We start from the raw sequence: 13,094 nt of genomic DNA, 5'->3' as shown, positions 1-13,094 counted from the left end.
GTGGGCTCCTTGTTGGCCTATGGACACCAGTGGATTTCCAACGGAGCGCGCAGAAACGCCTGGATCGGCATGCGCTCCGGATCATTGAGTTGCAGGGCCTGTTGCAGGGTATCCAGTTTGCCCGGGCCCTGGATCGCCAGCAGTGGCAGGCGCGCCGCCGCCAGCAGCGGCCGGGTCAGGGTCAGGCGCTGGTGCGGCACGCTGGGCGCAAGCATCGGCAGGCAGCGTCGCGGGCAGTCGCCACGCAGGGCTTCGCTCAGGCCGGGGCTGTCGGGGAACAGCGAGGCGGTATGCCCGTCGTCGCCCATGCCCAGTACCAGCACGTCGATCGGCGGCAACTCAGCGAGCGCCTGGTCGGCCAGTTGCGCCGCCGCCTGCAGGCTATCGGCACGCTGGTACAGGCCGAGCAGCCGCGCGTCGGCGGCCGGGCCGCGCAGCAGATGCCGGCGCACCAGCCCCTCGTTGCTGTCGGCATGGCCGACCGGCACCCAGCGCTCGTCGGCCAGGCTGACCAGCACCCTGGCCCAAGGCAGGGGCTGTTCGGCCAGGCACTCGAAGAAGGCGATCGGGCTGCGCCCGCCGGAGACCACCAGGGTGGCCGTGCCGTGGCTATCGATGGCTGCGCGCAGTGCCGCGGCCACGGCCTCGGCCAGCGCCGTGGCCAGCTGCTGCGCATCGCTGTGGCTGCGAGCAACTACGCCCAGGGGAAAGTCGAGTTCAGAGATCGCCATACCAGGCCCTCCCGTCGCGGGTTATCAGTGCAATGGAGCTCATCGGCCCCCAGGTGCCGGCGACATACGGCTTGGGTGGGTCGCCGAGTTTCTTCCAGCCGGCGATCATCTGATCGCACCACTGCCAGGCGTGTTCGATTTCATCCTTGCGCACGAACAGGTTCTGGTTGCCACGCATCACCTCCAGCAGCAGGCGCTCGTAGGCATCGGGGATGCGCGCGCTGCGGTAGGTCGCCGAGAAATTCAGCTGCAACGGGCCGCTGCGCAGCTGCATGCCCTTGTCCAGGCCCTGATCCTTGGTCATCACCTGCAGGGAAATGCTCTCGTCCGGTTGCAGGCGGATGATCAGCTTGTTGCCGATCAACTGGCGCTGCTCGGGAGCGAAGATGTAGTGCGGCGGCTCCTTGAAGTGGATGACGATCTGCGACAGCTTCTGCGCCATGCGCTTGCCGGTACGCAGATAGAACGGCACGCCGGCCCAGCGCCAGTTGCGGATGTCGGCCCGCAGGGCGACGAAGGTTTCGGTGTCGCTCCGGGCGTTGGAATTCTCTTCTTCCAGGTAACCGGGCACCGGCTTGCCGTCGCTGGTGCCGGCCACGTACTGGCCGCGTACCACATGGCGGCCGAGCTGCTCGGCGGTCATCGGTTCCAGGGCCTTGAGCACCTTGACCTTCTCGTCGCGGATGCTGTCGGCCGACAGGTCGCTGGGCGGGTCCATGGCGATCAGGCAGAGCAGTTGCAGCAGGTGGTTCTGGATCATGTCGCGCAGTTGCCCGGCCTTGTCGAAGTAGCCCCAGCGGCCTTCGATGCCGACCTTCTCCGCCACGGTGATCTCGACGTGGGTGATGTGGTTCTGGTTCCACTGGGTCTCGAACAGGCTGTTGGCGAAGCGCAGGGCGATCAGGTTCTGCACCGTTTCCTTGCCCAGGTAGTGATCGATCCGATACACCAGGCTCTCGGGGAAGAACTCCGCCACGGCATCGTTGACCGCCCGGGACGACTCCAGGTCGTGGCCGATGGGTTTTTCCAGCACCACCCGGGTGCCTTCGGCCAGACCGACGGCGGCGAGGTTGGCGCAGATGGCGCCGTAGACCGAGGCTGGGGTGGCGAAATAGGCGATCAGCTGGCGCCCGCCGCCGACCGCCTCGGCCAGCTGCGCATAGCCATCGGGCGGCAGGAATTCCATGCTCAGGTAGCGCATGCGCGCCTGCAGGCGCTGCAGCACTGCCTCGTCCAGTTCGTGGGCCGGCACGTGGCGGCGCAGGTGGCTGTCGATGGCGCCCAGGTGGTTGGCCGGATCGCCGCCATCGCGGGCCAGGGCGAGAATCCGGGTGTCGTCGTGCAGCAGCCCGGCGCGGTCGAGCTGGTAGAGCGCCGGATACAGCTTGCGCAACGCCAGATCGCCCAGCGCACCGAACAGCGCGAAGGTACAGGGTTCAAGCATGATCGAGGACATGATCTTTATTCTTCTATCAAGTTGGCCTATTGATACCCGCTCGGGCCGGATTCATCAAGTCGAAATGTAGTAATAAAAACAACATTCTTCTAAGCTCCCTATTTCCGATGGTCGCCACGGCGCGCCATCAGTAGGATAACCCGGTGTTTTCACCTCCCAAGGACAACAATGGATCGCGTGCGCAATCTTCTCGAGCAGATCCAGGGCCGCCTCGACAGCCTGAACAAGGCCGAGCGCAAGGTCGCCGAAGTGATTCTGCACAATCCGCAGCAGGCCACCCGCCTGAGCATCGCCGCCCTGGCGCAGTCGGCCCAGGTCAGCGAGCCGACGGTCAACCGCTTCTGCCGCTCGTTCGGCGTCAACGGCTATCCCGAGCTGAAAATGCAGCTGGCGCAGAGCCTGGCCAGTGGCGCCGCCTACGTCAGCCGCGCGGTGGAAGCCGATGACGGCCCCGAGGCCTACACCCGCAAGATCTTCGGCAGCGCCATCGCTTCATTGGACAGCGCCTGCCAGAGTCTCGATCCGCATTTGATCAGCCGCGCGGTCGATCTGCTGATCCAGGCCCGCCAGATCCACTTCTTCGGCCTCGGCGCCTCGGCCCCGGTGGCGCTGGATGCCCAGCACAAGTTCTTCCGCTTCAACCTCGCGGTGTCGGCCCACGCCGACGTGCTGATGCAGCGCATGCTGGCCTCGGTGGCCCACACCGGCGACCTGTTCGTGATCATTTCCTACACCGGACGCACCCGCGAACTGGTCGAGGTGGCCCGCCTGGCCCGGGAAAACGGCGCCTCGGTGCTCGGCCTGACCGCCGCCGGCTCGCCCCTGGCGCAGACCAGCACCCTGAGCCTGGACATCCCGCTGCCCGAGGACACCGACATCTACATGCCGATGACCTCACGGATCATCCAGCTCACCGTGCTCGACGTGCTCGCCACCGGCATGACCCTGCGCCGAGGCGTGGACTTCCAGCCGCACCTGCGCAAGATCAAGGAAAGCCTCAACGCCAGCCGTTACCCGGCTGATGAGGAGCCGGGCTGAACAGCTGCAAGCTGCAAGCTTCAAGCCACAAGCCACAAGCCACAAGCCACAAGCAGATCGTAGATACCGTCTCGATCCTTGGCCTGCAAGAGTCCTTTCGGGGTCAGGGCTCACCAGTAGGAGCGTCGACCCCGACGCGATGCGATGGCGGCCACCCCGCAAAATCCATGGCGTGGCCGCTATTCGCCGCGGGGTCGCAGCTCCTGCACGAATCGGGCAATTCTGTGCGCATTTGCAGGGTGGGTCAGGCGCCTGTTGCCGAACCTGAGAACGGCACACGTTCACGCGGCGCCGTAACCCACCAGCGGGGCACCAGCGGATACCGCCTGGTGGGTTACGCGGCGCGCCACTACCGCTGCTCCCCCCCTCTCGCCATGACGCCGCTCACCCACCCTACGACCTGCGAAGCTTCCCGCTCTGGCTTGCCGCTTGAAGCTTGAAGCTTGAAGCTTGAAGCTTGCCGCTGACCCCTTCACTTCCACCAATATTCCACCTGCACACCGAAGTTGGAACCGTGGCGGGCGCTGTCGAAGGCGCCGGTATCGGACAGCGCCGAGCCCTCGGCCAACAGGTTGGCGGCCCGTTGCGCCGCCTTGTTCCAGCTGGCGTAGGTGTAGTACAGGCGGATCTCGGGACGCGCCCAGAAGTCCGGTCCGGCCGGCGACCAGGTCGGCGCCACGGTGAACTTGGTCAGCTTGCGCGTACCGTCCGGGGCTTCGACCTGGTCACGTCCCAGCTCGCCGACCAGCTTGAACTGGTCGGTGAAGGCATAGCTGGTGCGCCCGCCCACCGACAGCCAGTTCTGGTCGTCGCCATCGGGCCGGGTGTCCTTCTGGTAGACCAGTTCGACCTGGCCACCCAGCCTGGGCGTGATCTGCCAGTCGAAGAATTCCACCAGGCGCCAGCTCCTGGCGCTGTCGTCGAGGGTCGGGTCGCCGGTGTAACCCAGGCCGGTGCCCGGGCCACGGCCGTACTGCAGGGCGAAGGTGTTGACGCCACCGAAGAAGGCTTCCTGCTTGTGCTGCGCGGTGACCGCCCAGCCGCTGTGGGCGCCATCGCTGTCGGGCTTGTCGATGTAGCTGACGCCGACTTCCAGCTCGCCGCCCGGGTTGGTCTTGAAGCCGCCGACGTTGAAATCGTGACGGTTGATGTAGGGGTCCTGTTCGTAGTTGTCCTTGCGCGAGAACACGTAGCTGTACTTGAGGTCGCCGATCTGCATTTCGTCCACGCCGAAACCGGTGGCGCTCTGGTTCCAGTAGTAGAAGTCGGAGATATGGATGTCGTTGCGCTTGTAGAAACGGCGCCCGGCCCACAGCGAGCCGCCGTTGAGCGCCGGCATGTTGCTCCACTCGGCGTACATCTGGTTCATCCGCGCGAAGCCGTGGTCTCCAGTGAATTTCAGCGAATGGCCGTACTCGTTGTAGAGCTGGGCCATGCCCTCCACGCTCACCACGGAACCATCGTCCAGGGTGAACAGGTCCTGGCGCAGGTCCAGCTCGGCGTAATGCTCGCACTCGTTGCCCAAGCGGTATTTGGATTGCGCACCCGGCAGCTGGAAGCACGATTGCCTGCCATTGCCGTCGGCACTGCCGACACCGCTGCGCACATAGCCGCTGAACTCCACGGCCGCGGCCATCAGCGGCAGCGTCAGGTAGCCCAGCGCCATGGCCAGGCTCAAGCTCGTTGCTGTTTTCATACCCTCTCCTCTTGTTTTTATTGTTTTACCGCTCACTGCACAGGCTCGCGGGCACGGATACGGCAGGCATGCCCACGAACTGGATCTGCGGCCCGCCGTCATGCCGGCAGGCCCTTGCCCGATCAGCGCCGCTCGAACATCGCGACATTGCCGTTGCCCGGCTCGACGGCAGGCTTTTCCGGCAGCAGGCGCTCGCCGCTGTCGGCGTCGAACAGCAGCACCCGGGCGGGATCGAACTGCAGCACCAGGCTCTGCCCCACCGGCGGCGCCGCTTCCGGCGCCAGGCGGCAGCAGACCTTGGTCTGGTTGAGCGTGACGAACACCAGGGTGTCCGGCCCGGTGGGCTCGGTGACGTCGATCTCGGCGCGAATCGACGACGGCCCCTCGTCCCGGGTCAGCTGGATCTGCTCCGGGCGGATGCCGAGGATCACGTCGCGCTCTTCCAGGCCCGCGGGCATGACGCCCAGCGCCAGCTCGCAACGCCCCTGGCCGCTGTCGAGCACGGCCAGCATCCGCTCGTCGCGCCGCTGCAGGCGCAGGGGAATGAAGTTCATCGGCGGCGAGCCGATGAAGCTGGCCACGAACAGGTTGGCCGGGTCGTTGTAGATCTGCTTCGGCGTGCCGAACTGCTGGATCACCCCGTCCTTCATCACCGCCACCTTGTCGCCCAGGGTCATGGCCTCGATCTGGTCGTGGGTGACGTACACCGTGGTGGTGCGCAGGCGCTGGTGCATCAGCTTGATCTCGGTACGCATCTCCACCCGCAGCTTGGCGTCGAGGTTCGACAGCGGCTCGTCGAACAGGTAGATCTTCGGCCGCCGCGCCAGCGCCCGGCCCATGGCCACGCGCTGTTGCTGCCCACCGGACAGTTGCCCCGGCTTGCGCCGCAGCAGGTGTTCGATCTGCAGCAGCTTGGCCACCCGCGCCACTTCCTCGTCGATGGCCGCGGGCGTCATCTTGCGCATCTTCAGGCCGAAGGCGATGTTGTCGCGCACGCTCATGGTCGGGTACAGCGCGTAGGACTGGAACACCATGGCGATATCGCGATCCTTGGGGCTCATGCCGCTGATATCGGCCCCGTCCACCAGGATCGCCCCGCCACTGATGGTTTCCAGCCCGGCGATGCAGTTCATCAGGGTGGATTTTCCGCAGCCGGAGGGGCCGACCAGGATCAGGAACTCACCGGAGTCGATCTTCAGGTCGATAGCCTTCAAGGTATCGGCCAGGCCGCTGCCGTAGGATTTGTTGACGTTGCGCAATTCGAGCGTTGCCATGTGTTTCTCCACTGTCTCAGAGCATCGCGGGCGCCGGCCAGGCTCCCCGACCGGCGCGCGGCGGCTTTCAACCCTTTACCGCGCCGGCGGTGAGGCCGCGCAGGAAGTACTTCCCGGCCAGTACGTAAACCAGCAGGGTCGGCAGCCCGGCGATCATCGCCGCGGCCATGTCCACGTTGTATTCCTTGGCCCCGGTGCTGGTGTTGACCAGGTTGTTGAGGGCCACGGTGATCGGTTGCGCATCGCCGCTGGCGAACACCACGCCGAAGAGGAAGTCGTTCCAGATCTGGGTGAATTGCCAGATCAGGCAGACCATGATGATCGGCAGCGACATGGGCAGCAGAATCCGCCCGAAGATGGTGAAGAAACCGGCGCCATCGAGGCGCGCGGCCTTGACCAGGGCATCGGGAATGCTCACGTAGAAGTTGCGGAAGAACAGCGTGGTGAAGGCCACGCCGTAGACCACGTGCACCAGCACCAGGCCGGCGGTGGTGTTGGCCAGGCCGAACTTGCCGAGGGTGAACGAGGCCGGCAGCAACACCGTCTGGAACGGCAGGAAGCAGCCGAACAGCAACAGGCCGAAGAACAGTTGCGAACCACGGAAGCGCCACATCGACAGCACGTAGCCGTTCATGGCGCCGATGAAGGTCGAGATCAGCACCGCCGGCACGGTGATCTTCACCGAGTTCCAGAAGTAGCCACCGACGATGTCCCAGGCCTTGATCCAGCCGATCGCATCGATCGTCTGGGGCCAGCTCAGCAGGTTGCCGCTGCGGATGTCGTCCGGGGTCTTGAAGCTGGTCAGCAGCATCACCACCAACGGCACCAGGTACACCGCCGCGGCCAGCAGCAGGGTGGCGTGGATGGCCACACGACTTGGGCTGATCACCCTCATCCGGCGCTTCGCGCCACCTTCTCCCGAGGGGAGAAGGTCATCGGAAGATCGTCGCTGCGCGACGCTCGCATCAGTCATGGCGCTTGTTCCTCAGTTCGGAGTACAGGTACGGCACCAGGATCGCCAGGATCGCGCCCAGCATCATCATTGCGCTGGCCGAGCCGATGCCCATCTGTCCACGGCTGAAGGTGAAGGAATACATGAACATCGCCGGCAGGTCGGAGGCGTAACCGGGGCCGCCCGCGGTCATCGCCGCGACCAGGTCGAAACTCTTGATGGCGATGTGCGAGAGGATCATGAAGGCGCTGAAGAACACCGGGCGCAGACTGGGCAGGACAATGCGCAGGTAGATGGTCGGCAGGCTCGCACCGTCGACCTGGGCGGCGCGGATGATCGACTGATCGACGCTGCGCAGCCCGGCCAGGAACAGCGCCATGACGAACCCCGAGGCCTGCCACACGGCGGCGATCACCAGGCAGTACACCACCCGCTCCTGATCCACCAGCCAGTCCAGGCGAAAGCCCTCCCAGCCCCAGTCGCGGAGCATCTTGTCCAGCCCCAGGCCGGGGTTGAGCAGCCATTTCCAGGCGGTGCCGGTGACGATCATCGACAACGCCATCGGGTAGAGGTAGATGGTGCGGATGAAGCCCTCGCGGCGAATGCGCTGGTCCAGCAGCACGGCGAGAAACACCCCGAGCAGCAGGCTGATGCCGATGAACAGGCTGCCGAACACCGCGAGGTTCTTGCTCGCCACCCACCAGCGATCGTTGTCCAGCAGGCGCACGTACTGCTGCAGGCCGACCCACTTGTAGCTCGGCATGAAGCTGGAGTTGGTGAAGGACAGCACCAGGGTCCAGAGGATGTAACCGTAGAAGCCGACCAGCACGATCAACATGGTCGGCGCCAATACCAGCTTGGGCAGCCAGCGTTGCAGCGCATCCAAGGGTGAGGCCTTGGTCAATACCGCCATCGAACTCGCCTCCAGGGTGGAGAAGTGAAATCCGGGCCGCACGCCTCCCGCGACATGGCCAGGCCATGTCGCAGGCGCTCACGACAAGAGGTGGGCCGCGGACGAACCGCAGCGGCCCGGTGCGTTACTGGGCCGCTTTGATCGCCGAGTAGATCTGCGCGCCGGCCTTGCTCGGGTCGGCGTTCCTTTCGCTCATGAAGTTGGTCACCACATCGAAGATGGCGCCCTGCACCGCCAGGTTGGTGGCCATGCTGTGGGCCATGCTCGGCTCCAGCTTGCCGTTGCGGTCGGCCTCCTGGAAATCCCTCATCGAGGCCTGGGCGCAGCTGTCGAACTTGCTCATGTCCAGATCGGAGCGTACCGGGATGGAGCCCTTGTTCTGGTTGAACACGTACTGGAACTCCGGCTCCAGGGCGGTCTTGGCCAGGGTGTTCTGCGCCGCGATGTCGCCCTCGTTCTTCAGCTTGAACATGGCCATCGAGTCGATGTTGTAGGTGTAGCTGCCGGCGGTGCCGGGCATCGGCACGCACTGGTAATCCTGGCCCGCGACCTTGCCGGCGGCGGTCCACTCGCTCTTGGCCCAGTCGCCCATGATCTGCATGCCGGCCTTGCCGTCGATGACCTCGGCCGTGGCCAGGTTCCAGTCACGGCCGGCGCGGTTGTCGTCCATGTAGGTGGAGAGCTTCTTCAGCGCGGTGAACACCTCGGTCATCTGCGCGCTGGTCAGGGTCGCCTCGTCGTTCTCGACGAAGGCCTTGTGGTAGCCGTCGGCGCCCATGATGGCCAGCACCAGGCCCTCGAACACGGTGCCGTCCTGCCAGGGCTGACCGCCGTGGGCCAGGGCCACGAAACCGGCTGCCTTGAGCTTGTCGCCGGCGGCGTAGAGTTCGTCCAGGGTGGTCGGCGCCTTGTCGATACCGGCCTTCTCGAACACCTGCGGGTTGATCCACAGCCAGTTGACCCGGTGGATGTTCACCGGCACGGCGACGTAATGGCCGTCGTACTTCATGGTGTCGGCAACGGTTTTCGACAGCAGCCCGTCCCAGTCATTGGCCTTGGCCACCTCGTCGAGCGGGCTGAGCAGGTCCAGCGCGCCCCACTCCTGCAGGTCCGGCCCCTTGATCTGCGCGGCACCGGGCGGGTTGCCGGACACCACGCGGGTCTTCAGCACGGTCATGGCCGCCGAACCGGCACCGCCGGCCACGGCGCTGTCCTTCCAGGTAAAGCCCTGTTTTTCCACCTGCTCGCGCAGAACGCTGACCGCCTTGGCTTCACCGCCGGAGGTCCACCAGTGGACGACCTCGACGGTACCTTTGGCATCGGCGGCCAGGGCATGGAGAGGAAACAGGGAAGCGAGGGAAACAACAGTGGCGAGGCGAGTCATCGCGTTCATTTGAATACCTTTTCTTGTTGTTATGCATGCAAGTCTGCTGCTTGCGCTGCATGGATTCTAAGCAGAGCCCGGTACCGCAGAGGTAACGAAGGGATGCGCAAATGTCACCGCGCCGTTACATGGCGGCCAGCGCCGTGGCCAGGCTCGGCGCCAGCGGCAAACGGGGCAGCAACAGCGCCTGGTAGGCGTGGTAGAGATCCGGCTTGCCCGGCCAGATACTGGCCGCGGGGCGGTTGTTGCTATCGAGTTCATGATGCCAACTGCCGTGATGGCGGTCGATGAAATGGGTCTCGCAAAAATCCCAGAAACACCGGTACCAGCCTTCGTACTGCGGCTCGCCGGTTCTGCCGAGCAAGGCCGCGGCGGCGGCGATGGCCTCGGCATGCACCCAGTGCAGACGCGCCCTGGCCACTGGCCGGCGATCCCAGTCCAGGCTGTACACCAGCCCCGGCGCGCCATCCACCGCCCAGGCATGGCGGCAGGCACTGTCGAACAGGCCCCGGGCATCGCTCAGCAGCCAGGACGGCACCTCCAGCCCGGCACGCCTCAGCGCCGCCTCCAGGTGCAACAGCAGGCGCGCCCATTCGAAGCTGTGGCCGGGGGTACTGCCATAGGGGCGGAACGGGTCGGCGCGGTTGTCGGCGTTGTAATCCGGCAAGGGTTGCCAGGCCTGGTCGAAATGCTCGATGACCCGATGGCCGCTGGCCGCGGCATGCACGTGGATCAGGCGCCCGGCGATACGCAGTGCGCGGCGCAACCAGAGGACGTCGCCGGTGACATCGGCCAGGGCGAGGAACGCCTCGGTGGCGTGCATGTTGCTGTTGGCGCCACGGTAGGCTTCTTCTGCCTGCCAGTCGCGGGACAGGCTTTCGCGTAACGCGCCCTGCTCCTCGCACCAGAAATGCCGTTCGATGACCTGCAGCGCCTCATCCAGCAAGCGCTGCGCGCCCGGCCGCTGCGCCACGCAGGCGGAACTGGCGGCCAGGGCGACGAAGGCATGCAGGTAGGCCGACTTGTCGCCCGGCACGTCCGCCAGCGCGTACCAGCCGCCGAACTCGGCGTCGCGCAGCGCCCCCGCGAGCGCGGCGATGCCGTGATCGACCAGTTCGCCATGTCCGGGAACGCCTTGTATGTGGGCCATGGCGAAACAGTGGGTCATGCGCGTGGTATGGATCAGCTCCGCGCGCGCGGCAGGCGGCAGACGACCCGCCGCATCGAGAGCGGCGAAACCCTGGGCCATGCGCGAGGCCCGGGCGAAGGCCAGCAGGCGTCGCCCTTCCGCGCTCAGCCAGGCCTGATGGGCGGATGAATTCAGCCAACTGCTGAACGGCAATGCAGGTCTGTTCATTGTTGTTATGTCCGTGCACGGAGGATGGCAGCGAGTCTAACCAGGATGCCCCGGCACGCAGGTAACGAAGCCGGCGAGAAATGTCACCGAGCGGTGACGAAGACCACCGGCTCAGTCGGCGCTGCGCGGCAGGTACAGGGTGACGCGCAGGCCGCCTTCGCGCAGATTGCGCAGGGTCACTTCGCCGCCATGGCTGTGGGCGATGTTGCGCGCGATGCCCAGCCCCAGGCCGTAGCCCTGCTGCTGCCCGGCCAGGCGGAAATGCGGTTCGAAGACCTTCTCCAGACGCTGTTCGGGCACCCCCGGCCCTTCGTCGTCGACATGCAGGATGTAGGCGCTGTCATCGTCCTCGATGTGCAGGTGGGCGTTCTGCCCGTACTTGAGGGCATTGTCGACCAGGTTGCCGATGCAGCGCTTGAGCGCCAGGGGCTTGCCCAGATAGCTCGCCTGCGCCTGGCCGTCCAGGGTCACGCGGCCATTGCCGCCGGGCGCCAGGTAGGGCTCGACCACGCAATTGAGCAACTGGTTGAGGTCGACCGGTTCGATGTTCTCGTGGATGTCGGTGTCCTTGACGCACTGCAAGGCGCCCTTGACCAGCAGCTCCAGCTCGTCCAGGTCGCGGCCGAACTTGCTCTGCAGAACCTCGTCGTCGAGCAGTTCGACACGCAGGCGCAGGCGCGTGATGGGCGTGCGCAGGTCATGGGAAATGGCGCTGAACAACTGGCTGCGCTCGGTCAGGTAGCGGCTGATGCGCTCACGCATGGCGTTGAAGGCGCGCCCCACCTCGACCACTTCGCGGCCCCCGCCCTCGGCCACCTGCTCGACCTCGGCGCCCAGCGACATGTGCCGGGCCGCCCTGGCCAGGCGCTTGAGCGGACGACTCTGCCAATGCACCAGCATGCCGATGAACAGCAGCAGAAAGGCGCTGGTCAGGACGATGAACCACAACTGCTGGGCGGGCAGGCCCTGATCTTCCAGGCTGGTATAGGGCTCGGGGAGCAGCGAGGCGATGTACAGCCATTCACCGGGCGCCAGCTGGATCTGCGTGACCAGCACCGGCGGGTTGACCGGCTCCAGGGTCAGCGCGTAATGGGCCCAGGAACGCGGCAACTCGTCGAGCTTCAGGCCGCCGTTGAAAATGCGCAGGTCATCCGGGCCGACGAAGGTCACGGAGATATCGGCCGTATTGCCCAGGGACTGGCGCAACACCTCGCCCACCGTGTCCAGCACCGCCTGCTTGCGCGGCGTCGAGGGCAGCACCTGCATGTCCAGCGGACGGTCGTTGAGGCTGACGACGAAGCGCGTGCCGCCCATGCTGCGCAACTGGTCGAGCACCAGCGGCCGGTAGGCCACCGGCAGGGAGCGGAAGTAGCGCACGCTGGCGGCCATCGAATGCGCCAGGCTGCGGGCGCTGGTGACCAGGCCTTCGAGCTGGGTGGCGCGCAGCTGGGAAAACCAGATGGCGCTGGACAGGGCCTGGGCGACGAACACCGCCAGCAGGGTCAACAGCAGCATGCGTCCCAGCAGCGACCGCGGAACCGGCAGCAGCCGGCGCCAGCTAGCGCGCATCGAGGGCGTGCGCCGTAACCTGGGCCGCCAGCAGGTAGCCGCTGCCGCGCACGGTGCGGATCAGCCGTGGCGGCTTGTCGGTGTCGCGCAGGCGCTGGCGCAGACGGCTGACCGCCATGTCGACGATGCGCTCCAGCGGCATCACCTCGCGACCACGGGTGGCGTTGCCGATGGTGTCGCGGTCGAGGATCTGCTGCGGATGGTCGAGGAACAGCTTGAGCAGGGCGAAGTCGGCACCGGAGAGGATCACCTCCTCGCCGTCGACGTTGAACAGCCGGTGGCTGACCATATCCAGTCGCCAGTCGTCGAACCACAGCACCTCGCCGGCGCGCTCCTGGCTGAAATGCGCCCGGCGCAGCAGGGCCTTGATCCGCGCCAGCAGCTCGCGCGGGCTGAACGGCTTGCCCAGGTAGTCGTCGGCGCCCAGTTCCAGGCCGATGACCCGGTCGGCCTCGTCCGAGCTGGCCGTGAGCATGATGATCGGCACCTGGGCGAAGCGCTGGTGTTCGCGTACCCAGCGACACAGGCTGAAACCGTCCTCGTCGGGCAGCATGACGTCGAGGATCACCAGATCGGCATTGTGCTCGGCCAGGCCCCGGCGGAACTCGGCGCCATCGGCTACGGTAGTCACCTGAAAGCCGGTTCGGCTCAGGTAGGTGTGCAACAGCTCGCGGATTTCCTGGTCGTCGTCGACCAGCAGGATGGATTTTCCGGAAGTGCTCAA

The 13,094-nt window shown here is 65.8% G+C and carries 11 protein-coding genes; 1 reads left to right on the top strand and 10 read right to left on the bottom strand.

The annotated features are described in order from the left end of the window. Positions 1-17 precede the first annotated feature (17 nt). Both pgl and zwf read right to left on the bottom strand, forming a co-directional pair. Positions 18-731, bottom strand: a complete 714-nt coding sequence (pgl, locus tag DNK34_RS06290) for a 6-phosphogluconolactonase (protein ID WP_131173438.1) — start codon at positions 729-731, stop codon at positions 18-20. Then, positions 718-2,187: a glucose-6-phosphate dehydrogenase gene (gene zwf / locus DNK34_RS06285; protein ID WP_131173439.1), complete on the bottom strand. Its 1,470-nt coding sequence runs from the start codon at positions 2,185-2,187 to the stop codon at positions 718-720. Before zwf ends, pgl begins: the two co-directional genes overlap by 14 nt. Positions 2,188-2,355: 168 nt before the next feature. Between zwf and DNK34_RS06280 the strand changes: the two genes are divergently transcribed. Further along, positions 2,356-3,225, top strand: a complete 870-nt coding sequence (locus DNK34_RS06280; protein ID WP_131173440.1) for a MurR/RpiR family transcriptional regulator — start codon at positions 2,356-2,358, stop codon at positions 3,223-3,225. 472 nt (positions 3,226-3,697) lie between these two features. On the opposite strand, the gene DNK34_RS06275 is transcribed toward DNK34_RS06280, so the two are convergent. The 8 genes from DNK34_RS06275 to DNK34_RS06240 form a co-directional block, all read right to left on the bottom strand. Then, positions 3,698-4,921, bottom strand: coding sequence for a maltoporin (locus tag DNK34_RS06275; RefSeq protein ID WP_131173441.1), 1,224 nt, complete (start codon positions 4,919-4,921; stop codon positions 3,698-3,700). Positions 4,922-5,043: 122 nt separating this feature from the next. Next, positions 5,044-6,195 (bottom strand): ABC transporter ATP-binding protein, encoded by a 1,152-nt coding sequence (locus DNK34_RS06270; protein ID WP_131173442.1) that lies wholly within the window; start codon positions 6,193-6,195, stop codon positions 5,044-5,046. 67 nt (positions 6,196-6,262) lie between these two features. Continuing rightward, positions 6,263-7,090, bottom strand: a complete 828-nt coding sequence (locus DNK34_RS06265; RefSeq protein WP_131173443.1) for a carbohydrate ABC transporter permease — start codon at positions 7,088-7,090, stop codon at positions 6,263-6,265. Between the two features lie 70 nt (positions 7,091-7,160). Continuing rightward, a complete protein-coding gene (locus DNK34_RS06260) occupies positions 7,161-8,060 on the bottom strand; it encodes a carbohydrate ABC transporter permease (protein ID WP_131173444.1) in 900 nt (299 codons plus the stop codon). A 124-nt stretch (positions 8,061-8,184) separates the two neighbouring features. Further along, on the bottom strand, positions 8,185-9,453 hold the full coding sequence (locus DNK34_RS06255) for an ABC transporter substrate-binding protein (RefSeq protein WP_131173445.1): 1,269 nt from the start codon (positions 9,451-9,453) through the stop codon (positions 8,185-8,187). A 115-nt stretch (positions 9,454-9,568) separates the two neighbouring features. Further along, positions 9,569-10,801 (bottom strand): D-mannose isomerase, encoded by a 1,233-nt coding sequence (locus DNK34_RS06250; RefSeq protein ID WP_131173446.1) that lies wholly within the window; start codon positions 10,799-10,801, stop codon positions 9,569-9,571. Between the two features lie 111 nt (positions 10,802-10,912). Continuing rightward, positions 10,913-12,370 carry an ATP-binding protein gene (locus DNK34_RS06245; protein ID WP_131173447.1) on the bottom strand — a complete coding sequence of 486 codons (1,458 nt, stop codon included), beginning with the start codon at positions 12,368-12,370 and terminating at the stop codon, positions 10,913-10,915. Beyond that, on the bottom strand, positions 12,360-13,094 hold the full coding sequence (locus DNK34_RS06240; protein ID WP_131173448.1) for a response regulator: 735 nt from the start codon (positions 13,092-13,094) through the stop codon (positions 12,360-12,362). Before DNK34_RS06240 ends, DNK34_RS06245 begins: the two co-directional genes overlap by 11 nt.

It is taken from the genome of Phytopseudomonas dryadis (genome assembly GCF_004327355.1).
In the GTDB taxonomy this organism is placed as follows: domain Bacteria; phylum Pseudomonadota; class Gammaproteobacteria; order Pseudomonadales; family Pseudomonadaceae; genus Aquipseudomonas; species Aquipseudomonas dryadis.
This window is presented reverse-complemented; position numbering and strand designations above follow the sequence as displayed.

Bases quoted from the DNA above. Each gene is read 5' to 3' on its own strand.
- pgl (WP_131173438.1), bottom strand. From the start codon at position 731: ATGGCGATCTCTGAACTCGACTTTCCCCTGGGCGTAGTTGCTCGCAGC.
- DNK34_RS06245 (WP_131173447.1), bottom strand. From the start codon at position 12,370: ATGCGCGCTAGCTGGCGCCGGCTGCTGCCGGTTCCGCGGTCGCTGCTG.
- zwf (WP_131173439.1), bottom strand. From the start codon at position 2,187: ATGTCCTCGATCATGCTTGAACCCTGTACCTTCGCGCTGTTCGGTGCG.
- DNK34_RS06275 (WP_131173441.1), bottom strand. From the start codon at position 4,921: ATGAAAACAGCAACGAGCTTGAGCCTGGCCATGGCGCTGGGCTACCTG.
- DNK34_RS06280 (WP_131173440.1), top strand. From the start codon at position 2,356: ATGGATCGCGTGCGCAATCTTCTCGAGCAGATCCAGGGCCGCCTCGAC.
- DNK34_RS06250 (WP_131173446.1), bottom strand. From the start codon at position 10,801: ATGAACAGACCTGCATTGCCGTTCAGCAGTTGGCTGAATTCATCCGCC.
- DNK34_RS06260 (WP_131173444.1), bottom strand. From the start codon at position 8,060: ATGGCGGTATTGACCAAGGCCTCACCCTTGGATGCGCTGCAACGCTGG.
- DNK34_RS06265 (WP_131173443.1), bottom strand. From the start codon at position 7,090: ATGAGGGTGATCAGCCCAAGTCGTGTGGCCATCCACGCCACCCTGCTG.
- DNK34_RS06255 (WP_131173445.1), bottom strand. From the start codon at position 9,453: ATGAACGCGATGACTCGCCTCGCCACTGTTGTTTCCCTCGCTTCCCTG.
- DNK34_RS06270 (WP_131173442.1), bottom strand. From the start codon at position 6,195: ATGGCAACGCTCGAATTGCGCAACGTCAACAAATCCTACGGCAGCGGC.